A 23646-nucleotide genomic window follows, 5' to 3' on the forward strand; every position below is an offset into this window, starting at 1 on the left:
CTAAACGCGGTCCGGCCGCCTGGCCCGGCTCGCGTTTAGCCCGCTGAACGCGCTCAGTGGAGCATGAGCAGGACCTGGAGTTCCCCGACCAGGAAGCCGATGGCCCCGCCGACGGCGATGAGCTTCCACTCGTCCTGCCGGAACGCCGGCCGCAACAGCCCCTCGAACTCCAGCGGCGTCAGCCCGAGCATCCGCCGCTCGACGATCTTCGCGACGTCCATCGCCTCGGTCAGGTAGCCCTCGGCGTGGCGGATCGTCGGCGGCAGGTGTTCGAGCGCCTTCCGCGCGGCCGCTTGCTTGATCTCGCGCAGCCGTTGCCCGCCGACGGCCATCTCGACCATCGGTTTCGCGACGCTCACCTGCTCGTCGATGGCCTGCGCCACCAGCCGTTCGACCAGCGCGTACAGCCGGTCCGAGCGCGGCCCGCGCAGGACGGCGTCGAGCAGGTTCGGCACGGTGAGGATCTCGTTCGCGATCATCTCGCCGTACTGGTGCGCGACCTCGGCCCGCCGCCGCTGGAACTTGCCCTGCAGGACCACCCTGCCGATCCGCACCGGTTCGCGCGGCACGAAGATCAGCTTGATCGCCAGCCAGTCGGTGAACAACCCGATGCACCCGCCGAAGATCGGCAGTACCCAAGGTTCCTTCGTCAGCGCCCACACGAACGCCTGCACGACGCCGAGTCCGAAGCCGAAGTAGATCCCTGTGCGTGCGATGAACGCCATCTCCGGCCGTGACGTCTCGCGGATCAGCCGGACGAGCAGCTTCTTGTCGCTGGTCAGCCGCTGCACGGTCATATGCTGGAAGTCGAGTACCTCGTCGAGGTTCTCGGTCATCTCCGTCATGAACTCGCGCACCAGCCGCGGCGTCGAAGCCTGGACCTGCTTGATCAGCAGTTCCTGCGCCATCGTCGGCATGATCTCCCAGAGCCTGGGATGGTGCCGTTCCAGCACTTCGCGGGTGACCTCGTCCACCGCCCGCAGCAGCGGCTGCTCGATCTCGCGCGTGATGATCGCCGGGTCGATCCGGCGGAAAAGCTCCTTGACGTCCAGCAGGTTCGACGTCAGCAACTCGGTCGCGACGGCGGCCATCCGCCCGCCGTGCCTGGGCACCACTCCCTGCCAGCCGAGGAACGGCTTGATCCCGACGAACTCCAGCGGCTTGAACATCATCTCGATGGCGACGCGTTTGGTGACGTAGCCGATCAGCGCGGCGATGAACGGGATCGCGGCGTACAGCCACCAGTGCCGGGCGAGGTCGTCGAGGACGGCGTCCATGCGACCTCCTCGCTTGCTCTCCGAAGATGGGAAACCGTATCGGCTGGTCGTCAGTGAAGCAGCAGAAGTACCTGAAGTTCACCGACAAGGCCACCGATGACGGCGCCGACGGCGATCAGTTTCCACTCGTCCTGCCGGAACGCCGGGCGTAGCAACTGCTCGAATTCCAGCGGGTTGAGCTGCCGCATTCTGTCCACAATGGTGTTCCGGACGTCGAGCGCGTTGACCGCGTAGCCCTCGGCGTGCCGGATCGTCTCCGGGATCCGTGCCGCCGCCTTCGACGCCGCCGTCTGCTTCATCTCCTGGAACTTCCTGCTCCCGACGGCCATCGCGACGAACGGCTTCACGACGCTGGCCTGCGTGTCGATGGTCCGCTGCACCTCACGGGTGATCATCGTGAACAGTTTGTCCGACTTCGGCCCGCTCAGCACGGCTTCGAGCAGGTTCGGGATGGTGATGATCTCGCGCGCGATCATGTCGCCGTAGTCGGCGGCCACCTGGTCCTTGCGTTTCTGGAACACGCCTTGCCAGGTGTAGAAGCCGAAGAACCGCTTCGGCTCGCGCGGCAGGAAGATCATCTTCAGGGCGATCCAGTCGGTGAACCAGCCGATGGCGATACCGAACAGCGGTAGCACGATCGGCGACTTCGTCAGCGCCCACACGAGCAACTGCACGCAGCCGAGGGAGAAGCCGAACACGATCCCCGACCGCGCGATGAACCGCATCTCCGGCCGCGAGATGTCGCGGATCAGGCGGTTCAGCAACGCCTTGTCACGCACCAGGTTCGTCACGACCATGTGCTTGAGGTCGAGGACGTCCTCGATGTTCTCCGCGATCTCGCCCATGATCTTCGTGATCGCGCGTGGCGCCTCGGCCTGTACGCGTTTCAGGAGCAGCTGCTGGGCGGTGTTCGGCAGTACTTCCCACAGTCGCGGCTGGTACTGCTCCATCACCTCGCGGGTGACTTCCTCGACGACCCGCAGCAGTGGTTGCTCGATCTCCTTCGCCACCTGGGCCGGGTCGAGCCTGGCGAAGATCTCCTTCGGGTCGACGAGATTGTTCGTCAGCATCTCGGTGGCGGTGGCCGCCATCCGCTCGGCGTTCGCCGGCAGCACGCCCTGCCAGCCGAGGAACGGTTCGACACCGACGAATTCCACCGGCTTGAACATCATCTCGATGGCGACGCGTTTGGTGACGTAGCCGATCAGCGCCGCGATGAACGGCATGCTGACGTACACCGGCCAGTGCTCGCCCAGATCGGCGACGACGGCGTCCACTCGAAGCCCCTCCCGCGTCTCGCTAGAGGGAACCTAGCCGCCTGTCCTCAATGGAGGAGGAGCAGGACCTGAAGTTCACCCACGAGCCCGCCGATCACCGCGCCGACCGCGATCAGCTTCCCTTCGTCCTGCTGGAAGGCGGGTCGCAGGATCCCTTCGAACTCGAGCGGGGTCAGTTGCTGCATCTTCACGACGATCGTGTCGCGGACGTCGAGCGCGTCAGTGGCGTAGCTGTCCACGTGTTTCACCGTTTCGGGGAGGTACGCGATCACCTTCTCCGCCGCGGCCACCTTCATCTCCTGGTACTGCTTGCCGCCGACGGTCAGCGCCACCAACGGTTTCGCGATGCTCGCCTGCGCGTCGACGGTCCGCCGGACCTCGCGGCTGATCATCGAGAACAACTTGTCCGACTTCGGCCCGGTGAGCACGGCCTCCAGCACGTTCCGGACGGTGAGCACCTCGTCCGCGATCAGCGCGCCGTAGTCGCGGGCGACCGCCTTGCGGCGTTTCTGGAACATGCCCTGCCAGCTGAAGAACAGGAACCGGCGCGGCTCACGCGGGTAGAAGATCATTCTCAGGGCCAGCCAGTCCGTGACGAACCCCGTGACGAAACCGAAGATCGGCATGATCAACGGCTGCTTCGTCAGCGCCCAAGCGACGAACTGGACCAGGCCGATGACGAAGCCGAACCAGATCCCGGACCGGGCGATGAAGCGGAGTTCCGGGGTCGCGACCTCCTTGATCAGGCGGCAGGTCAGCGATTTGTCCCGGACCATCGCGTTGATCAGCATCTCGTTGACGTCGAGGACCTCGTCGATGTTCGTCGACACCTCGCGCAACAGCCGCGCGACGACCTTCGGCGCCTGCGCCCGGACCTGATCGACCAGCATCCGCTGCGCCCGCGTCGGGAGCAGTTCCCACAATCTGGGCTGGTACTGCTCCATCACCTCGCGGGTGACGTCCTCGACGGCCTTGAGGAGCGGCTCTTCCAGTTCCTTGACGACCTCGTCGGGATCGAGCCGGGAGAAGATCTCCCGCGGATCGACGAGGTTCTTGGTCAGCAGGTCGACGGCGGTGGTCGCCATCCGGCGAGAGTTGGCCGGGATGACTCCCTGCCAGCCGAGGAAGGGTTTGATCCCGACGAATTCCAGCGGCCGGAACATCATCTCGATGGCGACGCGTTTCGTGATGTAGCCGATGAGCGCGGCGATGAAGGGCATCGTGGCGTAGATGTGCCAGTGCTCCCTGATGTCGTCGAGGATCGCCGAGATGTCCAACCGGGCCTCCCCCTGCTTACGACCTGTCGACAATGCAGGATGCCAGGTGATCGGTCGGTCGCCCGCCGAGTGCAGCCGTTTGGCGGTACTACTCGACGGGCCCAAGCTCATTAAGGTGTCCGCCATGGTCGCTCCTGAGAAGACGGCGCCTCAGGCGCCCTCAGCGAAATCGCCCCAGTTCGCGGGCTCCGTCCGCGGATACGACAAGCGTCAGGTCGACGAGCGGCTCGCCGAACTGTCGACCGAACTCAAGCAGACCTCGCGCAACCGCGACGAGGCCGTGGCGACCGCCGGTGAACTCACCAAAGCGCTCGGCCACGCCCAGAAGGAACTGGACGAGACCAAGGCCGCCCTCGTGCGGATGAGCGCGAGCCCGTCCGGCGCCGGCGCGATGGCCGAACGCGTCCGCATGATGATGCAGCTCGCCGAGGAGGAGATCGCCGACCTCAAGGCGGCCGCGGAAGCCGACGCCAAGTCGACCCGCGCCGAGGCGGACAGGTATGCCCACGAGACGCAGCGCGCGAGCGACAAGGCGGCCAAGGACGCTCAGGCCGAGAGCGAGCGGCTGAACTCCGAGGCGGCGCAGAAGCGCAAGGAACTGGACATGGAGAGCGTCCGGACTCGTGCCGCCGCGGACAAGAAGGCCGAGGAGGCTTCGGCGGCTCGTCGCGCGGAGGCGGAGAAGGTCGCCGCGGACAAGATCGCGGAAGCCGACCGGGTCTCGGCGGACAAGCGTGCCGAAGCCGAGCGGCTTTCGGCGGAGAAGATCGCCAAGTCGGAGAAGTCTTCGGCGGAGGACATCGCCGCGAAGCAGGAGCAGGTCGCGGAGGCCCTCACCGACGCGAAGACCAAGCAGGCCGAGGCTCAGCAGGCCCGGAAGCTCGCGCTGGAACTCCGGTCGAAGGTCGCCGAACGGCTCTCCGCCACGGACGTCGCCGTCCAGGAGGCCATCAAGCTGCTGGCTCCCGCCCCCGAGGCACCCGCGGCCGCCGCTGCGCCCAAGGCGGCTGAAGCACCCAAGCCGGTTCCCGCCAAGACCAACGGCCCACGCCCTTCCTGATCTCTCGACGCTGGACGACGGCGAACAGCTCGTCGTCGTCCAGCCCCTGCGATCCGAGGCCTCCCGTGGAGGTTGTGACGGTGATCCTGGCCAAAGAGCGCTTGGCGGTCTGCGAATTCGCCCGCCGGATGACCACCGGCGGACTGGTGGTCGGCACGTCCGGCAACGTCTCCGCGAGGCAGGGCGAGCTGATCGCGGTGACCCCGACCGGGGTCGACTACGCCGGGCTGCGGCCGGAAGACGTGCCCGTGGTCCACCTCGACGGCAAGATCGTCGACGGCTCGCTCGAACCGACCAGCGAACTCCCGATGCATCTCGCCGTCTACCGGCAGGCGGCCGATCCGGACGGCAAGGCGGTCTCCGCCGTGGTGCACACGCATTCCGTGCACGCCACGGCCGTCTCCACCCTCGTCACCGAGGTACCGGCGATCCACTACATGCTCGCCTCGATCGGCCCGACGGTCCGCGTCGCGTCCTACGCGACGTACGGCACCGAAGAGCTCGCCAAAACCATGCTGGAGGCCATGGAAGGCCGCCGAGGCTGCCTGCTGGCCAATCACGGCACGATCACCTTCGGCGACAGCCTCGGCTCCGCGTACAGCCGGGCACAGCAGCTCGAGTGGGCCTGCCAGGTCTGGTTGACGGCGCGGGCGGCAGGAACGCCGAACCTGCTCCCGCCCGCCGAGATCGAGCACGTCGTGGAGAAACTCCGCGGCTACGGGCAGCGTTAGGAGGCGGCGGGCTCCACTTCGAGATCTACCGCGTGCACCGCGTCGAGGAGTTCGACGACGTTGGGGTCGTCGACGGCTTCCTTGATGCATTGCCACAGCTGAAGGTTCGCCAGCGCCCACCGCGAGTAGGTCTCAGCGGCCTTCGGGTTGTAGAAGTAGTAGCCGCCGTCGTGGACATCGCGTTGCTCGCCGACGATCTTGTGCGCCAGCTCGCGGAGGCTCAGCCCGTTCTCCCGCAGATAGCGGTGGGCGAGCACGACGGGCGTCACCGGCAGCGCCTTGAACAGCGTGTCGGCGTCGCTCAACGCCTGGGCCTCCAGCGAGATGTGCCGGCCGCGGGTCGCCATCTCGGCCTCGTCGATGATCTTGTCGATCCACCGGGCCACGGCGTCCTCGACGCCGCACTCCCGCAGGATGCCCAACCGGAGGTCTCGCCCGGCGGCCGCGGGGGAGTTCCGGAGCACGATGTAGTTCACGTCGTGCACCAGTGCCGCCACCTCCACGACGGTGCGATCCGCACCGTTGTGCTCGGCGAACCCCGCGGCCTTGGCCCGGACGAAACTCACGTGATGCCAGCCGTGGAACTGCAGTTTGTCCGCATAGCGCCAGCACAGTCGCCGGACGCGATGCTCGACGGCGTCGATGGTCTGGGAAGGAATCGTGTTCTTTCGCGCGCGCATACACCTCTCCGATCCCGTTTACGGGTGGAGTAATGGTATGCGCTTCGACGGCGGTGTGTAGTTAGATACGGTCGGCCAGGTCCCCCAATCGGACCTCCACCGGAACGTGACGATGCCCGATTCCGGTCTTCGGGTCATAGGAAAGACTGAACTCGCTTACCGGGCGTGATTTCACCAAAAACGTCATAGTCCCTTCGGTGGCTTCGGGAATCCGATGGAACTCGTCCGCGTACATGACGCCTACCGACCCGGCCTGGCACAGTGCGCTACGTCGTAACCGAACCGATGTGATCAATCCGGAGAGCTGGTCGCGCAGGGTCGAATAACGCTCGTGGACGTAGTGGCCACGGAGGATCGTGGTGCAGAAGTGATATCTGTGGTTGTGCACGGAATCGGCGTAGCCCTCACGCCAGTCTTGCGGTGCCTTGTACTCGTGGAGCCAGAGTGAAAAGGGATCCGTCGGGGAATCGAGCAGGCACCAGGCGAAGTGGGTGGTCGTCTCGCGGGATCGGCCGAGTACCGCGCTTGCCTCGTCCGGGCTCAGCGAATCCAGGTGCTGCCGAAGGTCCGTGCGCAGCTCGGGTCTCGACGTCCAGTCCCGGAAGATCTCGTCGACGACTTGCCAATGCTGCGCCAGCGGCAGGTCCGTCGTGCGGAGCAACGCGGACAACCGGGTGAGGGGGGACAAGCGAGTGAGCAACTTCAGCTCCTCAGTTCTAGTAATTCGTGACGCCGAGAGGTCAGGGGTTCAACTCGGCGAGTGTGGTGAACTCCTTCCGGAAGGCGTGGAATTTCGCTTCCAGTTCGAGGAAGTTCTGTTCGGATAGGGGTGAGCCCGTGATCTTTTCGTACAGGGCGAGGAAATCCGCCCTCGTCGTCGTGGTGGAGATGCGGAAGTGCCGTCCGGCGCGGGACTGGGACACCCGCAGGAATTCGGAGCGCTCCTTGTTGTACAGGAAGGAACCTTCGCTGAACCGTAGTGTCCGCGGATACAGCGTGGTCGCGCCGCGGATGTCGCTGTACAGGGTCACCCAGACGCTCTCGTCGAATACCTCGAGCCGGTCCAGCGGCGGGTCGGCTACGACGGTGATGTCCACCAGCGAGCAGCGGCTGCGGGCCAGGAACAGCCCGACCAGGCCGATGCTGATCTCGTCGTTGAGCCGGGATTGGATCGTCTCGTAGTCCATGCCCGCCTCTTCGCTGCGCAGGAGATAGCGCGCCCTGCCGCTGATGGCCCCCTCGTCGCGCGGGTCGGCGATGACCACGCGAAGCTCCCTTTCCGTGCGGGACAACAGCAATCGGGCCGCGGCGTGCCTGCCGGAGAAGCCGCGGAAGAAGTAGTGCCTTGCCACGTCGAGGTCTTCGGTCATGACCCGGTTGAACAACGGATCCGGGTCGGCGGTCGCCTCGAAGACGTGGGTGGGAAAGAATTCCTTGTTGAGCGAACGGTATTCGGCGCTGAGCGCTTCCAGCGCGCGGCGGCTTTCCTCGATCACCGGGGTCACCATCGCGCGCTGTGACGCGGCCGCGGTGATCAGGGTCTGGCCGAAGCCGACCACGGCGGAGATCAGGGTGCCGGTGCCCAGTGAAGTGAGCAGGGTCTTGCCGGCGCCGGGATCCATCATGCTGGAGATCCACAGGCTGAGGCCCGCGATGACGACCAGTACGGTGAGCAACAGGCTCGTCCTGGTCCAGAAGATCTCTTGCAGTGGGGTACGGCGGAGCCGGTCGGCGTCCGCGGGCACGGGGGTCACCTCCTTGATCCGCACCCGAACGGACGAACGCATTGCGTATCTGTTCGAGTGCGGGGAGTTACTCTACGCGCCTGGTGACCATGCCGAAATAAGAAATTCGGGGGAAAGATACCAACAGCGAACGTAACGCACGGCTATGCCTTATTCGCGGCCGAGGTTTCGCCGAAACGCGGAAAAACCGCTCACGGAGCGTGCGGAAGGATCCCTTCGTACCAAGCGGGGCCGGGCTTCGCGGACGACAGTGTTTCGACAACGGCCGAAGAGGGCGCGGAGTACACCGTGGGGAAGTCGATCTCACCTCTGGTGGGGTCCAGGGTCCACGCGAGTCGCTCATCTTCCGGCGAACTCTTTCGCAGGAAAGGAAAGTGTGCGTCCGCGCCGTTCTTGTTACCTCTCGGGTCGAGCCGGATCCACCGGTCCAGACCGGCGATGTACACGCCGTTGAGCCCGTGCAGGACGCCGATCCGCTGATAGCAGAACCCGGCCGGGATACCCTGGCTGCGAAGCAAAGCGGCCAGCAGATGGGCCTTCGCGTAGCAGAGGCCGACCCGCTCGCGCAGAACCTCGGAGGCCATAAGAGTGACTCGGGAATCGGCGGCGTCCACCGAATGGGCGATGTCGTCGCGCACGAAGTGAAACATCGAACGAATCACGTCGACTTCGGTGCCGCCGGTCGGTGACAGCACGTCAGCCGTTTCGCGGATCAGCGGATGATCGTGATCGATGACTTCGTCGACGGCGAGATAGTCTTCGAGCCGCTCGGATTCGATCTTCAAGGTGATTTTCACGTTGCGCCGTCCAGTACGGTGTCGATGGCTTCTTCGAGGAATTTCGGACCGGCTTCGCCGCCGCGTAGCAGTAGCCGGAACCAGATCGCTCCCGCGAGCAAATCCATCACCACGACCGGGTCGGCGCCTGCCCGTAGTTCGCCCCTGGTGGCGGCGCGTTCGAAGATCGGCTTTTCTCGAGTCGAACGGTCGGCGAAGAAGCTTCGCGACACATCGCCGAGTTCCGGACGGCGGGGGGCCGCCGTCAGTGTCGCCGTGACGATCGGCGCGGTGTGCTCCGAGGTCAGCAGCCGGTGGATCTGCGTTGCCACGGCGAGAAGATCTCCGCGAAGGCTGCCGGTGTCCGGGACGGCGAGCGCGAAGAGTTCCGAGTCGCGCAGCGCCGCGGCCAGGAGCGCGTCCTTGGACGACCACCACCGGTACAGCGTCGTCTTGTTGACGCCGGACCGGGCGGCGACGGCCTCGATGGCGAGCTTCTCGTAGCCGTACTCGGCCAGCAGCTCGAGGGTTGCGGCGAAGATCGCCTCGGCCTTGCGGGGACCGTTCCGCGTGCTCACCGGACGACAATACAACGCACCGTTGCGTCGTGCGACGATCGCCAGTACTTTGCAACGCAACGGTGCGTTGCATTCAGGAGGTAGATCCATGGTCCCCCTCGTCTTCGTCCACGGCGTCCGGCTCAGCGGTGCCGCCTGGGCCGAGCAACTCGAATACTCGGGCGCTTCCGCACGAGCGATCGATCTGCCGGGGCACGGCACCCGCCGAGGCGAGCGGTTCACCCTGCACGATGCGGTGGACGCCGTCGTCGACGGTATCGAGGAGCCCGCCCTGGTCGTCGGGCACTCTCTCGGCGGCTACGTCGCCATCGCCGCCGCGGCACGTCATCCGGATCGTGTCGCCGGCCTCGTCGTCGCGGATTCGACCTATCTGCCCGGGCGGACGCTGGAGACGCCGTTCCGTGTCGCGCACCGCCTGCTCATGCGCCGCCCGGACCAGGGCGAACGGCTCAGCCGGTGGCTGTTCGAGAGTGTCCTGCCGCCGAAGCTCGCCAAAGCGGTGATCGAGGGTGGCATCGCGACCGAGGTGATCCCGGAGATCGCCAAGGCCTTCGCCGAGTTCGACGTGCTCGCCGAACTCGCGACCTATCCGGGCCCGACCTGGCTGATCAACGGCTCACGCGACCACTTCCGGCGCCACGAACGCCGCTTCCTCGGCGCTTGCGCCGATGGCAGGCTGATCACCGTTCCGAAGGCCGGGCACTACCTGCCGATGGCGCGTGGCAAGGAATTCTCTCAGCTCGTGCTCGACGCGGCCCGCAGCCTGTCGATCTCTCGCGCCAACTCCAAGCGGAGCGAGTCGTGCTGAGGACCCAGAGACTCACCCCAGTTTTCACGCGGGTAAAGCCAGACCGGCCGCCCGACGAGGTCCGTCGGCTCCCAGCCGTAGCGCGGCCAGATGTGCGCGTGCAGGAACGGATCCGTGTTGCCGAGGATCTCCAGGTTGACGCGACGGAAGCCGGGATCCCTTCGCCTGCAGACGTTTTCGACCGCTTCGCCGAGCAGCTCCATGTCCGACAGGAACTCCAGCCGCCGTTCGCGTGGCAGCTCGGTCAAGCGGCAGGCGGCGGGATCGTCGGTCAGGAGAACGCAGTAGCCCGGTAGGAACTGCGTATCGCCGATCACCGCGAATCCGGTGTCCAGCCGTCGCAGCACCGTCGGGTTCTCGCCGCGCAGCGCCGACCCGACCCGATCCCGTTTCCAGTCGTCGGTCATGAGTCAGGCTAGCCGACCGGCATGAGCGAGCCTTCGGCGTTGGTCGTGAACTGGGTCGCCAGCCGGACCGGAGCCGGGTGCGGGGCCAGGACGATCGACGCGAACGGGGTCGAGGTCACCCCGGTCGCGTAGTTGGTCTGCAGATGCACGCTGACATGCACGTTCCGGTCGGCGGGGATCTCGAACGTGACGGAGCCCCACGAGACCACGTACTGCCTGCCGTCGATGCTCGTGAAAGGCGCGTAGTGGCGCACCGCGTTGGCGCTGAAGGGAGATATCTCGACAACGAGCAGCCGGCGCGGACCGTCGTGGTTGTCGACGTAGGGGATCACGCCGGGCTGAGTGGCCAGGTCGGTCATTCTCGGTGCTCCATCAGAACTGCGGCCTCTCTAGAACTGGTAGTACAGGAACGGGCTGAACGTCCCGGTCGCGATCAGGATGGCCGCGTACACCAGCCCCACGGTCATCACGCCGATCCGCAGCGCCGTCGCCGGGCGGCTCCGCGAGGACTCCAGCAGCGGCCCGGTCACCGGATGCGCGGGCAGGAACACGATCGCCAGCGCGCACAGCAAGATGATGAGCCGCTGATTGGTCACCGCGCTCTCGACGACGTCGGTGAGGCCGGTGAAGTCGGGCAGCACCATGTGCCCGATCATGCCGAGCGCGTGCGGCAGGTCCTCGGCGCGGAAGAACACCCAGCCGAAGACCACGAGCACGAGCGTCAGCGCGCGGCGGCCGATGCGGGCGGCCCGGGTCTTCGGGGTGACGTCGTAGCCGAAAGCGCGTTCCACGATCAGCAGCGCGCCGTGGTAGATGCCCCAGATCACGAACGTCCACTGCGCGCCGTGCCAGAACCCGGTCAGCACGAACACGATGCACAGGTTCCGGTACGTGTGCCCGGCGCCGGTGCGGTTGCCGCCCAGCGGGATGTAGACGTAGTCGCGGAACCAGCGCGACAGCGACATGTGCCAGCGCCGCCAGAACTCGGTGATGGTCACCGACGAGTACGGCCGCGCGAAGTTCTCCGGTAGCCGGAAGCCGAGCATGCGGCCGAGCCCGATCGCCATGTCGGAGTATCCGGAGAAGTCGAAGAACAGCTGGAGGGTGTAGCCGATCGCGCCCAGCCAGGCGATCGCGAAGGTCATTTGATCCGGTGAGGTGTTGAAGCACGCGTCCACCATCGGGCTGAGCGAGTCCGCGATGATCGTCTTCTTGCACAGCCCGAGCGCGAAGCGCGGGAAACCGGCGGCGATGTCGTCGAGGCGGTGTGACCGTTGCTGCGGCAGCTGGTCGGCGATCTCGCGGTAGCGCACGATCGGCCCGGCCACCAGCTGCGGGAACATCGCGATGTACGCGGCGAACGACACCGGGTCGCGCAGCGCCCGGCGTTCGCCGCGGTAGATGTCCACCACGTACGAGATGTGGTGGAACGTGTAGAACGAGATGCCGATGGGGATGACCAGGTCGGCCACCGGGAAGCCGCCGCCGAACCAGTGCGTCACGGCCGCGATCTGCTGGGTCGCGAAACCCGCGTACTTCCAGATCAGCAGCATGCCGACGTTGAGGCCGATGACCCCGAGCAGCAGCCGCTTGCGCCGCTTGTTCTGCAGGTCCCAGGCGTTCGGCTCCAGCGCGGGCCCGGCCAGGAAGTTGACCACCATGCAGCCGATCAGCACCAGCGTGTACGGTCCGGCGCCGGTGGCGTAGAAGATCAGGCTGCCCGCGGCGACGATGCCGTTCCGCCAGCTGCGCGGGCACACCAGCACGGCGAGCAGTACCGCCGGCATGAAGTACCACAGGAACAGTGGCGAAATGAACGACATCGGTGCGGGGTCCCCCAGGAACGGTTACGCCTTATCCGCTGGTGACCTTAGCCTGAGGTCCCCGCCCGATGTCGATGAACTGCGTGTCCGCGAAGTGCGGGGTCAGACACGTCCCGCGCTGCGGCGGCGGCGGGCCACCTCGGCCAGCAGCACACCGGCCGCGACCGACGCGTTGAGCGACTCGACACCGGCCGCCATCGGGATCGACACGGTCGCGTCGCAGGTCTCGCGCACCAGCCGGGAGAGGCCGCGGCCCTCCGAGCCGAGCACGATGACCAGCGGGTCCGCCGCGAGGTCGAGCTCGTCGATGTCCACCGAGCCGTCCGCGTCGAGGCCGACGACCATCAGGCCGTCGTCCTTCCACGCCTTCAGCTGGCGGGTCAGGTTGGTCGCGACGGCGATCGGCAGCTTGGCGGCGGTGCCGGCGGAGGTCCGCCACGCGACCGCGGTCATGCCCGCGCTGCGCCGCTCCGGCAGCAGGACGCCGTGCGCGCCGAACGCGGCGGCCGAGCGGATCACGGCACCGAGGTTGCGCGGGTCGGTGACGCCGTCGAGCGCGACGAACAGCGGAGTGCTGCCCGAGTCCTTCGCCGAGGCCATCAGGTCACCGGGGTGCGCGTACTCGAACGGCGGGACCTGCAGGCCCAGGCCCTGGTGCATGGCCCGGTTGGTCTTGCGGTCGAGTTCCTCGCGCGGGATCTCCAGTATCGAGATGCCCTTGTCGCCGGCGAGCCGGACGGCGTCGTTGACGCGGTCGTCGATCTCGATGTTGAGCGCGACGTACAGCGCGGTGGCGGGCACGTCGGCGCGCAGCGCCTCGACCACCGGGTTGCGGCCGGCGATCAGCTCCGGCTTGTCGGCCTTCTTCTGCCGTGCCTGTTCCTTGCGGTCACGCGCGCCTGCCATGCGGTACGCCTTGTGCCCTGGCCGGTCCTCGGCCTTGGGGGTCGGGCCCTTGCCTTCCAGGCCCTTCCGGCGCTGGCCGCCGGAACCGACGACCTGACCCTTCTTCGTGCCGGGCTTGCGAATAGCGCCCTGGCGCCGGGAGTTGCCTGCCATCAGTGAGAATCCTTGAGCTAGAAAAGCGAGTAAGTGTCAGACTTCCTTGACGGTCCACTGTGGACCGTTCGGGGTGTCCTCCACCACGATGCCCGCCTGCTGGAGACGGTCACGCGCGGCGTCCGCACGGGCGAAGTCCTTCTCGGCGCGGGCCTGCTGCCGTTCGGTGAGCAGCCCTTCCACGAGATCGGACAGTGCCTGCCGGGTGGGCGTTTCGTTGCCGCCCGCCTCGGACCAGCGCGCGGAGAGCGGGTCGAGGCCGAGCACGTCGGTCATCGCGCGCACGGAGGCGGCGAATTCGAGTGCCTTGGAATTGTCGGCTGCGTCGAGGGCAGCGTTACCGTCGCGGACCGTGTTGTGCAGCACTGCGAACGCCTGCGGGGTGGCCAGGTCGTCGTCGAGCGCGGCGGCGAAGTCTTTCGCGACCTCGCCGAGGTGGACGTCACCGACGACGCCCGCGGTACGCCGGAGGAACTGCTCGATCCGCCGGTAGCCCTGCGCGGCTTCGGCGACGGCCCCGTCGGAGTAGTCGACCGTCGACCGGTAGTGCGGCTGGACCAGGTAGTACCGCAGTTCGGGTGCCCGGTAGTTCTTGAGCATCTCCGGGATCGACACCGTGTTGCCCAGCGTCTTGGCCATCTTCTCGCCCGCCATGGTCACCCAGGCGTTGTGCAGCCAGAACCGCGCGAACGGGTCACCCGCCGCGTTGGACTGGGCGCGCTCGTTCTCGTGGTGCGGGAACACCAGGTCGATGCCGCCGCCGTGGATGTCGAACTCGGGGCCGAGGTAGGTCGTCGCCATCGCGGAGCACTCGAGGTGCCAGCCGGGACGCCCGGAGCCCCACGGCGTCGGCCACGACGGTTCGCCCGGCTTCGCGGTCTTCCACAGGGTGAAGTCGCGCGGGTCGCGTTTGCCCTCGGCGAGGCTCTCGCCCTGCTGGACCTCGTCGAGCTTCTGGCCGGACAGGTCGCCGTAACCGTCGAACGCCTTGACCGAGAAGTACACGTCGCCGCCGGAGGCGTACGCGTGCCCGCCGTCGATCAGCCGCCGCATCAACTCGACCATCTGTGTGACGTGCCCGGTCGCCCGCGGCGAGATCGAAGCGGGCAGGCAGCCCAGCGACTCGTACGCCGACTCGAACGCGCGCTCGTGCGTGGCCGCCCACTCCCACCAGGGACGACCCGCTTCGGCGGCCTTGGTGAGGATCTTGTCGTCGATGTCGGTGACGTTGCGGACCATCAGCACATCGAGTCCACTGTGGACGAGCCAGCGGCGCAGGACGTCGTAGTTCAGCGCGCCGCGGATGTGGCCGATGTGGGGGATGCCCTGCACGGTGGCACCACACACGTACATGGACGCCGTTCCGCTACGGGCGGGGTGGAATTCCCGCACGCTCCGGGTCGCGGTGTCATAGAGGTGTAGTGCCACCCTAAAAGGGTACGGGGTCGGGGTGAGCGATGTCGCAGTGACCGTGTTACAGCACGTTGTGGGTGCGGAGGGCGTGGAGGAGAGCGTCCGGGCGCTCGGTCGTCGGCAGCGGCTCTACCAGCGCGAACGCGCAGCCGACCTCGCGTGCGGCACCGTCGGCCTCCTCGCTGTCGCCGACCATCAGCGTCTCCGCCGGTTCGACGCCGAGCCGTTCGACGGCCGTCCGGAAGATCTCCGGCTCCGGTTTCACGGCCCCGACCTCGAAGGACAGGATGAATTCGTCGACGAAGGCGTCCCAGCCGCGGCGGCTGAAGGCCGGCCGGATGTCGAAGGCGATGTTGCTCAGCACCCCGACCCGGACGCCCTTGCCGGAGACGCCCTTGAGCACGGCCTCGGTGTCCGGGTACGGCGTCCACTGGCTGGGATCGATCAGCCGGGTGTAGAGCGCGACGGCCTGGTCGGCGTGCGGGACCCCGGACCGCTTCAGGACCTCGAGGTACACCTTGCGGTGCAGCACCGGGTCGCGGTCGCGGTGGTGCCAGGCGTACAGGTGCGCCTCGTCGAGGTCCACGACCTGGCCGACTGGCGCGGTCATCCGACGCATCAGTTCGGTCTGGGCCTCGACGTCGAGGCTCTCCCCCTCGTGGTCGGTGAGGTCGGCGAGCCAGGTCTCATCCTGCTCGAGCCGGAAGACCGTGCCGGAGAAGTCGAACAACACAGCGCGATAGGTCACGAGTCCCACACTAGCCACGATCGTGGGACTTGACCTCTCCCCGCGTGTGAGATGAACGGTCCGTTCCTTGCGAAATTCGCAAGGAACGGACCGTTCATGGCGCGGGTCAGGCGGCGTTGCCGGTGATCTTGGTCGGCGTGATCCGGACCAGCACGCGCACGACCTCCGCAGGCTCGTCCGGGTAGTCCTTGTCGAGGTACTTGTGCGAGAGCTCGTTGATCAGCTCGCGCCCGCCCTCGTCGGTCATTTCCACGGTCCCGCGGATCTCGACGTAGTCGTACGGGTTCTCCTGGTCGAACACCGACACGGACACCCGCGGGTCCCTGGCCATGTTCCGCTCCTTGAGACGGCCGCGGACGGTCGCGAAGATCACCGTGTCGCCGTCCCGCTTCGCCCACAGCACGGACGTCTGCGCGGAGCCGTCGGCGTTGATGGTGGCGAGGACGGGGAAGTTGTTGCCGTCCAGGAGTTTCTTGGTCTGGTCGTTGAAGGTCACACCCATGACGAGAGCCTAATCAACGAACGTTCCCGGCGATCCTGTCCACCCGCAGCCGGACGATCACTCGCTCGGCTTCCGGGCCTTCCGGCGGCGGGTCCTGGCCGAGGTACTTGTGGCTCAGCCGCTTCGGCAAGGTCTTCTCGGGATCGGGAATGATCGTGACCGTGCCGCGCAGTTGCGTGTGCCGGTAAGGGTTCTCCGCGTCGGTGATCGACACGCTCGCGCGCGGGTCTCGACGGAGGTTCCGCACCTTCAGCCTGTCTTCGGTGGCGCTGAAGACCAGATCGCCGTCGTCGAGGCCCACCCAGATGACCGAGGTCTGCGGGCCGCCGTCGGCGTCCAGCGTGGCCACGGTCGCGAAGTTCTTGCCGTCCACCAGTTCTCGGACCGGTTCGGGAAGTGTGACTGCCATGACAGGGGAGAACAGGCTCCCGGCGCGCCCTATTCCTGCGAGGTTAAGAGCAACGCCGTCGCGAACGCCGCGATGCCCTCGCCGCGTCCGGTCAGGCCGAGCCCGTCGGTCGTCGTCCCGGAGACGCTCACCGGCCCGCCGACAGCCTCGCTCAGCACTTTCTGCGCCTCTTCACGGCGCTTCCCGACGCGCGGCGCGTTGCCGACGATCTGGACGGTCGCGTTCCCGACGGTCCAGCCGCCCGCTTCGACCAGTCGCCGTGCCTCGGCGAGGAACTCGACGCCGTGCTTGCCTGCCCACCGCGGATCGCCGGTGCCGAACACCGCCCCGAGATCACCGAGCCCCGCCGCGGACAGTAGCGCGTCGCACAACGCGTGCGCCGCGACGTCGCCGTCGGAATGCCCCGCGCAGCCGTCGACGCCGGGCCAGAGGAGACCGGCGATCCAGCATTCGCGGCCCTCCTCGATGGGGTGGACGTCGACGCCGTTGCCGATCCTCACAGGGTTTCCTCTTCTCTTCGCCTGTTCGCGCGGTGTGTTGGCAGCCTCGGCGAGTTATGGGTCATCTTTGGAGGGGTGCGCCCGTCCGCCCACACCAGCGGCGCGGCGCGAGTGAATCAGAGGGTTTCCTCTTCTTCTCCGGCCACGGCAATCGCCTCGGCCAGTTTCAGTTCGAACGTATTGGTGACCCGCATCGCATCGGGGTGACCGGCGACGGTGTGCGCGCCGTCGAGAGACGGTTTATCGGCATACGAGAGAAAAGTCTCACGAGTGAAGCCGAGCGGGGTTTGCGCCGTGCGCAGGTACGCGCGGTCTTTGGTGCCCGTGATGACCTTCGCCGCGTCAGTCACTTTGACCGTGTCAGCCATCGGTAGTACGGGAACGACGAACGGTGAGCCCGCACGGACCGCGTCCGTGACGGCACGGATCGTGTCCGCGGGAGTGAAGGCGCGCAAAGCGTCGTGCACGAGGAAGACGGGATCCCCGGCGATTTCTTTTTCGACGGTGTCGAAAGCGTCTTTGAGCGAAGAGCCGGGTATCATCCGGCAACGCTCCGGGAAGTCGAGGAGAGCGGCCGAAAACGACAACGCACACCGCTCGGGGGCCGCCACGACCACCAGATCGAGATCCGGCAGCGCGAGCAGCCCCCGCACAGTGTGCGTGAGTAGAGCTTCACCATTGACCGGCGCGAGAGCGAGCTCCGCGTCGGAGGCGTGGTGTTGAACGGCAGTGACGAACGCGATCGTGCTCATGGGGACGGTGCTCATATGTGCACGATCGTAGAGGTCTCCCGCGCAGCCTCACCCGGCGTGGGACACCCGCCGATTCAGACTGCCGCGGTCTCCAGAACTTCGTCGAGGAGGACTTCAGCCTTGTCCTCGTCGGTACCCTCTGCGAGCGCCAGCTCGCTGACCAGAATTTGCCGCGCCTTCGCCAGCATGCGCTTCTCACCGGCTGAAAGTCCGCGGTCCTTCTCTCGCCGCCAGAGGTCGCGCACCACTTCGGCCACCTTGTTCACATCGCCAGAGGCGAGCTTCTCGAGGTTGGCCTTGTACCGACGAGACCAGTTAGTGGGCTCTTCGGTGTGCGGAGCACGCAGAACGTCGAAAACCTTGTCCAGTCCTTCTTGCCCGACGACATCACGAACACCGACGATCTCGGCGTTGTCAGCGGGCACGCGAACCGTAAGATCCCCTTGCGCGACTTTGAGGACGAGGTACTTCTTCTCCTCGCCCTTGATCACGCGGGTCTCGATGGCTTCGATGAGTGCGGCACCGTGGTGCGGGTAGACGACGGTCTCTCCGACCTTGAAAACCATGTGTCCTCTGCCCCTTTCGCTGAATTCATCTTAGCACGTGCCGACGAGGCCCACCTAGCGACCCGCGATCGTCGTTGCAGGTCAGCGGCCTGACGGTGGTCCGCCCGGGGGTTGACAAACCCAATTCGCCCATGCTCATGCAGGTGAGAAGCGAACGCTTTCCAATTCCTTTGTAGACGGTTGATCTTGGGCACGTCACCGCATTGGGTCGCGTGTCAACACGCACCGGGTTCTCCGGCCGCGACGCCGCCCGGCTAGTCTTCGCGGTGAAGAGGCCGTGAGATGGAAGGACTCCGACGTGAGGCTGCAGAATCGTCGCGTGTTCGGCGCAGGGGTGCTGGCGCTCGGCGCCGCGCTCGTGCTCGCCGGCTGCAGTGCTGGTCAGATCACCCAGACCGACTCGCAGCAGCCCGGGGTCAACGGGACGTACGCGCAGGCGAAGGATCTTGTGCTGCGGAACGCCGCGCTCCAGTTCCCGGAAGAAGGCCAGGCGTACCCGGCCGGTGCCGCCGTGCCGCTGTCGCTGACCATCGTGAACCAGGGCAAGCAGGACGACGAGCTCGTCTCGGTCTCCTCCGAGGCCGCCACCGGTGACGCCAAGATCTCCGGCGCCAAGGTCGTCGTCTCGACCCACGCGCTCGTGATCGGCCCTTCCGGCGCGGTCGAGTCGACCAAAGAGGTCGCCCCGACGAGCGCCGCCTCCTCCGCGCCGTCCTCCTCGGGTGCCCCGTCGTCCTCGGGTGCCCCGTCGAGCAGCGAGTCCGGTGCGCCGTCGTCGAGCGTCGCCGGGACGGTCACGCCGTCCGCTGGCCCGGAGCAGCCCGCCGAGGTGGGCAAGGCCACCGTCGTGCTGCAGGGCTTGAAGCAGCCGCTGTGGGCCGGGCAGACGATCAAGGTCACCTTCGTCTTCAAGAACTCCGGTTCGGTCACGCTGGACCTGCCGGTCGCGGCGCCGTCGCACCCGGGCAGCCGGGCGCCCGCTCCGGAGAAGGAAGCCAAGGGCGGCGGCCACTAACTCCCGTAGCCGAGCTGAAGGGGCCCTTCACCGCATCACACGCGGTGAAGGGCCCCTTCGCTGCATCTGATGCGGGGAAAGTCCCCTTCGGCTACCGGCGAGGTCGGTCGCTGCCGGGGATTGTCGGTGGTGGCCGCTAGCCTCGCGGGGTGGTCAAGAAAGGCAGCACCTACCGCTGCGGTGAATGCGGGTACGAGGCGCCGAAGTGGGTCGGGCGCTGCCCCGAATGCCAGGCATGGGGAACGATCGAGGAACGCGGCGACGCCCGCCCCGCGGTAGCCAGGGTCGCCGCCGGCGCGCCCAGCGCCCCGGCGCGTCCGATCGGCGAGGTCGACGTCGAGACGGCGCGTGCCAAGCCCACCGGCGTCTCCGAACTGGACCGCGTCCTCGGCGGCGGCTTCGTGCCGGGCGCGGTCATCCTGCTCGCCGGTGAGCCCGGCGTCGGCAAGTCGACACTCCTGCTGGAGGTCACCTATCAGTGGGCGGCCACCGCGGGCCGCGCGCTGTACGTCACCGGCGAGGAGTCGGCCGGGCAGGTGCGGTTGCGCGCCGAGCGCACCGGCAACGTCCACGATGAGATGTTCCTCGCGGCCGAAAGCGATCTCGCCGCGATCCTCGGCCACGTCGACGCGGTCAAGCCGGGCGTGCTGATCGTCGACTCGATCCAGACCATGGCCTCGCCACAGGTGGAGGGCTCGCCGGGCGGGGTCACCCAGGTCCGCGCGGTCACCTCCGGGCTGGTCGCGCTGGCCAAGGAGCGCGGGCTGCCGATCGTGCTGGTCGGCCACGTCACGAAAGACGGCTCGGTCGCCGGGCCGCGGGTGCTGGAGCACCTGGTCGACGTCGTCCTGCAGTTCGAGGGCGACAAACATTCGACGCTGCGGATGCTGCGTGGCATCAAGAACCGCTTCGGCGCCGCGGACGAGATCGGCTGCTTCGAACTGGTCGAGGAGGGCATCGTCGGCGTGCCCGACCCGTCGGGCCTGTTCCTGAGCCACACCGCCGAGCCGGTCGCGGGCACCGCGGTCACGGTGACCATGGAGGGTAAGCGCCCGCTGCTGGGCGAGGTACAGGCGCTGGTTTCGGCGACTCAGTCGCCGCAGCCCCGGCGCGCGGTGAGTGGTCTCGACTCGGCGCGCGTCGCGATGGTGCTGGCCGTGGTCGAGAAGCGGGCGGGTATCAAGGTCGGTGACAAGGACGTCTACGTGGCGACGGTCGGCGGCATGAAGATCACCGAGCCCGGCATCGACCTCGCGGTGGTGCTGGCCCTGATGTCGTCGGCGACGGACACCGCGCTCTCGCCCAAGCTCGTGGCGATGGGCGAGGTCGGCCTTTCGGGTGAGGTCCGGCGGGTGCCGGGCATCGGGCGGCGGCTCGCCGAGGCCGCCCGGCTCGGCTTCACCTACGCGCTGGTGCCGCCGGACTCCGGCAAGATCCCGCCGGGCATCCGGGTGCTGGAGGTCGCTGACGTCGCGAGCGCGCTCAACGCCGCCAAACACGCCCGCTAGAAGTCCAGGGTGCGCGAGAGGCCGCCGCGGCGAACCGCGCGAAGCTGCGGGCTTTGCCCGGGTGGCGGTTCCGGAAATCAAGCGAGTCGCGCTGGACGCGGAACCGTCGCGGCCACGGAGTTTTTAAGGACCGGGTATCTCGCCGCGGCGAGATACCAACGAGGCGATCAAAGTAATCGAAGCTGCGAAACTATCTGATTGAGCAGGCGAAGTCCACGCGAGAGAAGTTCAATTCGGGTGAGTTCGGAGACGTGGTAAACGGGGTTGCCGAGATGAACCTCTTATCAAGATGTTGAAGACTACGTAAGCATGCGAGACCTGAAATTTCTTGCTCAGGTTTTCGCTGTCGGCCATGTATTGAGTGTGAATTTGGCTTCGTCTCCAAATGAATGAGAGACGAAGCTGGGGGAGTCGCTACATCGATGTCCGCCGTAAGCCGCTCATGCGCCGTGACTTCGGCTTGCTTGAAGTCGCTTTCCGACGAAGAGAGGGAAGTTGACTTTGTTATAGTGTGGCTATCCAAGTTCATCGGCTCACCAATGATTTGACCGGACTTGTTCCTGCTTTTGGAAAGGTGCGGTACGGTGATATCTCTGCCCCGGGCGTGGCTGTTGTTTTGAAACGAATAAGGAGATATCGATCCGGTCACTGTCGGCGATGAGGGCGTGGCGAAGGACCGATGACCGGGTTGCCCGCGTCGAAACAAATCAGTGCGGTGATTGTCGACGAAGGTAAGAGCGTCTTGTTCAGGTCACGGTCGATCAAGGTGCGGTTTCGAGGTCAGAGTGAACGGGGTGTTCAAGCGACGCCAACTGTACTGGGATGCCGAGAAGAGGTCGCACTTCAGGGTAATGGTGGGGAGCGGTCGCACCGGTCAGAAATGGGCGATCAAATGTACTAGAATCAGGACTGAATTCGAAGTAGTTCTACGTGGTAACATTTGGTAGTGAATATGCACTACGGAACTCATCCGAATTCCCTGCGGCCGCTGTTCGATGCCATAGGCTCAGACAGGCGAGTCTTGGTAAGACAATTGACTCTTGTCGAAGACAATGAATACGGTTCGGTCAGTGTCAACCGGTTTCCGATCGACCTGGCCACAACTGGCGCGAAGGACTGGTCGGTGACTCGGATCGTGGAGCAGCGAGTCGAACATGATTACGACGACGCGGCTCGAGTTCTCGGTGAACTCATAGTCAGGAACACTGATCCTCGCGCCGAAGCCATCGTGTTCTGGGGAAATGTGGTAATCCCATCGATCGGCATTCCCGCACGGCTTGCGGCGGCGAACGCCGGCCTGCTCATGGACATCGGCGATGACGTCTGGATCTATTTGCCGGACAAGGACATCGTCATCGAATACTGGCACTCGGGCCGGATCACGGCCGGTGAAATACCGGACAAATGAAGAGGGGAGCATGAGAAAAGGATCTAGCGTACTTTCGCGAGCTTTGATCACGGTCACCACGGCCGCTTTGATGGCAGGCGTGGCCAGTGTGCCCCGGTGGCGGCCACGCCAGTGAATTCGCCGCCGACGGCCGGCGCGGCGGTGTCGGAGTCGTCGATGGAGGACGAGGTTCGGGTGGCGGCGGTGCCGGGAATTTGGCGGGGACGACCTGCTCATCCTGGATGACCGCAACTACGTGATCGCCCTGTGGGCAAGGTCGTGCGCGGTCTCCGTGCCGACACGGCGCGCGAGATAGCGCTGCAGCGGGGCCGCGTGGGCGTCGAAGAGCATGCCGAAGACGGGCGCGGGGTCGGGACCGCCGAGATCCGGCCGGTCCGGCCCCTGTGAGCCCGCCTGCCCGTGATCGTTCTTCATCACCTGCACGATCGCTCTTGCCCGATCGTCTCCCGAGCGTTCATCTGACCCTACTTTCGTCGTACGCCGATCGGGGAAAGCCCAGGTGGAGATCAAGACAAAAGCCGCCGAAGAGGCGACTCTGTTCAGTATTCACCAAGGAAAAGTGAAGCTGGGGAAGGATTACCATGCGTCGACTCAGGACAGCGGTCGTCGCCGCGCTCGCGGTGTCCGCACTGATCACCGCGCCGTCGGTGGCCGTCGCTCAAGACGAGTACGTCGTACCCGCTCCCGACTTCGTGAAGTCGATGGCGCCGCCCGCCAAGGTCGAAGGGGTCAGGGCGGCCGCGGAGCTCAACATCCAGTACCAGATCCAGCAGACCGGGTATTGGTGCGGCCCGGCCGCCACCCGCATCGCCATCTCGGCGAAGAACGGCAACCCGCCGAGCCAGCAGCAACTCGCGAACGAGCTCCCGACCAGCACCAACGGCACCGACTGGATCGGCCAGGTCACCCGCGTCCTCAACGCCCACATCGGCGGCGGCTGGTACGAGACCAAGGAGATGCCGAACGACCCGCCGACCCAGGCGCAGCGCGACCTCCTGTGGCGCGACATCGTCCTCGACGTCGACAAGGGCTACGCGATCGTCGCGAACATCGTCGCCCCGGCGAACAACCACCCGCCGGGCTACCCGAACTACACGATCTACCACTACTTCACGATCATCGGCTACAACAGCGGCAACATGACGGTGAAGATCGCCGACCCGGCCAACTTCGGCGGCAACCAGATCTATTGGCTCACCTTCAACCAGCTCGCCACCCTGATCCCGCCGAAGGGCTACTCGGCCTGACCCCTCCTCCCGCGTTTCGTCCTCTAGATGCGGTACTTGCACGCGCAAGTACCGCAACTAGAGGACTACTTGCGATGGTT

Annotated in this window: 27 protein-coding genes; 7 read left to right on the forward strand and 20 right to left on the reverse strand. The window is 66.3% G+C overall.

The window, feature by feature from the left end:
- Positions 1 to 53: 53 nt before the first annotated feature.
- From ACM6LU_RS34225 to ACM6LU_RS34235, 3 genes are read right to left on the reverse strand one after another with little or no spacing between them, the layout of a single operon-like run.
- Positions 54 to 1277 carry a DUF445 domain-containing protein gene (locus ACM6LU_RS34225; RefSeq protein ID WP_414941982.1) on the reverse strand — a complete coding sequence of 408 codons (1224 nt, stop codon included), beginning with the start codon at positions 1275 to 1277 and terminating at the stop codon, positions 54 to 56.
- 50 nt (positions 1278 to 1327) lie between these two features.
- Positions 1328 to 2554, reverse strand: coding sequence for a DUF445 domain-containing protein (locus ACM6LU_RS34230; protein WP_414941983.1), 1227 nt, complete (start codon positions 2552 to 2554; stop codon positions 1328 to 1330).
- 47 nt (positions 2555 to 2601) lie between these two features.
- Positions 2602 to 3831, reverse strand: a complete 1230-nt coding sequence (locus ACM6LU_RS34235; protein ID WP_414942034.1) for a DUF445 domain-containing protein — start codon at positions 3829 to 3831, stop codon at positions 2602 to 2604.
- A 124-nt stretch (positions 3832 to 3955) separates the two neighbouring features.
- On the opposite strand from ACM6LU_RS34235, the gene ACM6LU_RS34240 reads away from it, so the two are divergent.
- Both ACM6LU_RS34240 and ACM6LU_RS34245 read left to right on the forward strand, forming a co-directional pair.
- Complete coding sequence (locus ACM6LU_RS34240) at positions 3956 to 4891, forward strand: hypothetical protein (protein WP_414941984.1); 936 nt, start codon at positions 3956 to 3958, stop codon at positions 4889 to 4891.
- 80 nt (positions 4892 to 4971) lie between these two features.
- On the forward strand, positions 4972 to 5622 hold the full coding sequence (locus ACM6LU_RS34245) for a class II aldolase/adducin family protein (RefSeq protein WP_414942035.1): 651 nt from the start codon (positions 4972 to 4974) through the stop codon (positions 5620 to 5622).
- Here the strand turns inward: ACM6LU_RS34245 and ACM6LU_RS34250 are convergent.
- The 5 genes from ACM6LU_RS34250 to ACM6LU_RS34270 all read right to left on the reverse strand — a co-directional run bounded on the left by ACM6LU_RS34250 (position 5619) and on the right by ACM6LU_RS34270 (position 9401).
- Complete coding sequence (locus ACM6LU_RS34250) at positions 5619 to 6302, reverse strand: HD domain-containing protein (protein ID WP_414941985.1); 684 nt, start codon at positions 6300 to 6302, stop codon at positions 5619 to 5621. The two genes, ACM6LU_RS34245 and ACM6LU_RS34250, sit on opposite strands and share 4 nt — an antisense overlap.
- A gap of 61 nt (positions 6303 to 6363) precedes the next feature.
- Positions 6364 to 7002 carry a hypothetical protein gene (locus ACM6LU_RS34255; RefSeq protein WP_414941986.1) on the reverse strand — a complete coding sequence of 213 codons (639 nt, stop codon included), beginning with the start codon at positions 7000 to 7002 and terminating at the stop codon, positions 6364 to 6366.
- Between the two features lie 40 nt (positions 7003 to 7042).
- A complete protein-coding gene (locus tag ACM6LU_RS34260; RefSeq protein ID WP_414941987.1) occupies positions 7043 to 8089 on the reverse strand; it encodes a hypothetical protein in 1047 nt (348 codons plus the stop codon).
- A 149-nt stretch (positions 8090 to 8238) separates the two neighbouring features.
- Complete coding sequence (locus ACM6LU_RS34265; RefSeq protein ID WP_414941988.1) at positions 8239 to 8844, reverse strand: transglutaminase-like domain-containing protein; 606 nt, start codon at positions 8842 to 8844, stop codon at positions 8239 to 8241.
- The gene (locus ACM6LU_RS34270) at positions 8841 to 9401 is read right to left on the reverse strand and encodes a TetR/AcrR family transcriptional regulator (RefSeq protein ID WP_414941989.1); all 561 of its coding nucleotides are present in this window, start codon (positions 9399 to 9401) and stop codon (positions 8841 to 8843) included. The genes ACM6LU_RS34265 and ACM6LU_RS34270 overlap by 4 nt, the downstream gene beginning before the upstream one ends.
- 88 nt (positions 9402 to 9489) lie before the next feature.
- On the opposite strand from ACM6LU_RS34270, the gene ACM6LU_RS34275 reads away from it, so the two are divergent.
- Positions 9490 to 10209, forward strand: a complete 720-nt coding sequence (locus tag ACM6LU_RS34275; protein WP_414941990.1) for an alpha/beta fold hydrolase — start codon at positions 9490 to 9492, stop codon at positions 10207 to 10209.
- Here ACM6LU_RS34275 and ACM6LU_RS34280 read toward each other — a convergent pair.
- From ACM6LU_RS34280 to ACM6LU_RS34330, 11 genes are all read right to left on the reverse strand, one after another.
- Positions 10137 to 10616, reverse strand: a complete 480-nt coding sequence (locus ACM6LU_RS34280) for an HIT family protein (RefSeq protein ID WP_414941991.1) — start codon at positions 10614 to 10616, stop codon at positions 10137 to 10139. The two genes, ACM6LU_RS34275 and ACM6LU_RS34280, sit on opposite strands and share 73 nt — an antisense overlap.
- A gap of 8 nt (positions 10617 to 10624) precedes the next feature.
- Positions 10625 to 10975 (reverse strand): hypothetical protein, encoded by a 351-nt coding sequence (locus ACM6LU_RS34285; protein ID WP_414941992.1) that lies wholly within the window; start codon positions 10973 to 10975, stop codon positions 10625 to 10627.
- Positions 10976 to 11005: 30 nt separating this feature from the next.
- Positions 11006 to 12439: an MBOAT family O-acyltransferase gene (locus ACM6LU_RS34290; protein WP_414941993.1), complete on the reverse strand. Its 1434-nt coding sequence runs from the start codon at positions 12437 to 12439 to the stop codon at positions 11006 to 11008.
- A gap of 102 nt (positions 12440 to 12541) precedes the next feature.
- Positions 12542 to 13498, reverse strand: coding sequence for a 23S rRNA (guanosine(2251)-2'-O)-methyltransferase RlmB (gene rlmB, locus ACM6LU_RS34295; RefSeq protein ID WP_414941994.1), 957 nt, complete (start codon positions 13496 to 13498; stop codon positions 12542 to 12544).
- A gap of 36 nt (positions 13499 to 13534) precedes the next feature.
- On the reverse strand, positions 13535 to 14926 hold the full coding sequence (cysS, locus tag ACM6LU_RS34300) for a cysteine--tRNA ligase (protein WP_414941995.1): 1392 nt from the start codon (positions 14924 to 14926) through the stop codon (positions 13535 to 13537).
- 46 nt (positions 14927 to 14972) lie between these two features.
- Positions 14973 to 15659: an HAD family hydrolase gene (locus ACM6LU_RS34305; RefSeq protein WP_414941996.1), complete on the reverse strand. Its 687-nt coding sequence runs from the start codon at positions 15657 to 15659 to the stop codon at positions 14973 to 14975.
- A 106-nt stretch (positions 15660 to 15765) separates the two neighbouring features.
- The gene (locus ACM6LU_RS34310; RefSeq protein ID WP_414941997.1) at positions 15766 to 16161 is read right to left on the reverse strand and encodes a PPOX class F420-dependent oxidoreductase; all 396 of its coding nucleotides are present in this window, start codon (positions 16159 to 16161) and stop codon (positions 15766 to 15768) included.
- A gap of 13 nt (positions 16162 to 16174) precedes the next feature.
- The gene (locus ACM6LU_RS34315) at positions 16175 to 16570 is read right to left on the reverse strand and encodes a PPOX class F420-dependent oxidoreductase (RefSeq protein ID WP_414941998.1); all 396 of its coding nucleotides are present in this window, start codon (positions 16568 to 16570) and stop codon (positions 16175 to 16177) included.
- A 29-nt stretch (positions 16571 to 16599) separates the two neighbouring features.
- The gene (gene ispF, locus ACM6LU_RS34320; protein ID WP_414941999.1) at positions 16600 to 17070 is read right to left on the reverse strand and encodes a 2-C-methyl-D-erythritol 2,4-cyclodiphosphate synthase; all 471 of its coding nucleotides are present in this window, start codon (positions 17068 to 17070) and stop codon (positions 16600 to 16602) included.
- 116 nt (positions 17071 to 17186) lie between these two features.
- The gene (locus ACM6LU_RS34325; protein ID WP_414942036.1) at positions 17187 to 17822 is read right to left on the reverse strand and encodes an IspD/TarI family cytidylyltransferase; all 636 of its coding nucleotides are present in this window, start codon (positions 17820 to 17822) and stop codon (positions 17187 to 17189) included.
- A 74-nt stretch (positions 17823 to 17896) separates the two neighbouring features.
- On the reverse strand, positions 17897 to 18388 hold the full coding sequence (locus tag ACM6LU_RS34330; RefSeq protein WP_005165253.1) for a CarD family transcriptional regulator: 492 nt from the start codon (positions 18386 to 18388) through the stop codon (positions 17897 to 17899).
- A gap of 298 nt (positions 18389 to 18686) precedes the next feature.
- Between ACM6LU_RS34330 and ACM6LU_RS34335 the strand changes: the two genes are divergently transcribed.
- The 3 genes from ACM6LU_RS34335 (at position 18687) to ACM6LU_RS34345 (ending at position 22319) form a co-directional block, all read left to right on the forward strand.
- On the forward strand, positions 18687 to 19403 hold the full coding sequence (locus ACM6LU_RS34335; RefSeq protein WP_414942000.1) for a hypothetical protein: 717 nt from the start codon (positions 18687 to 18689) through the stop codon (positions 19401 to 19403).
- Between the two features lie 149 nt (positions 19404 to 19552).
- On the forward strand, positions 19553 to 20911 hold the full coding sequence (radA, locus tag ACM6LU_RS34340) for a DNA repair protein RadA (RefSeq protein ID WP_414942001.1): 1359 nt from the start codon (positions 19553 to 19555) through the stop codon (positions 20909 to 20911).
- Between the two features lie 946 nt (positions 20912 to 21857).
- Entirely contained in the window at positions 21858 to 22319 is a 462-nt protein-coding gene (locus ACM6LU_RS34345; protein ID WP_414942002.1) for a hypothetical protein, read from the forward strand.
- 231 nt (positions 22320 to 22550) lie between these two features.
- Here ACM6LU_RS34345 and ACM6LU_RS34350 read toward each other — a convergent pair whose 3' ends face one another.
- Positions 22551 to 22733: a hypothetical protein gene (locus ACM6LU_RS34350; RefSeq protein WP_414942003.1), complete on the reverse strand. Its 183-nt coding sequence runs from the start codon at positions 22731 to 22733 to the stop codon at positions 22551 to 22553.
- A gap of 167 nt (positions 22734 to 22900) precedes the next feature.
- On the opposite strand from ACM6LU_RS34350, the gene ACM6LU_RS34355 reads away from it, so the two are divergent.
- Complete coding sequence (locus ACM6LU_RS34355) at positions 22901 to 23566, forward strand: C39 family peptidase (RefSeq protein WP_414942004.1); 666 nt, start codon at positions 22901 to 22903, stop codon at positions 23564 to 23566.
- The last annotated feature ends 80 nt before the right edge of the window (positions 23567 to 23646 follow it).

The organism is Amycolatopsis sp. cmx-11-51 (assembly GCF_047608665.1).
Taxonomy (GTDB): Bacteria; Actinomycetota; Actinomycetes; order Mycobacteriales; family Pseudonocardiaceae; genus Amycolatopsis.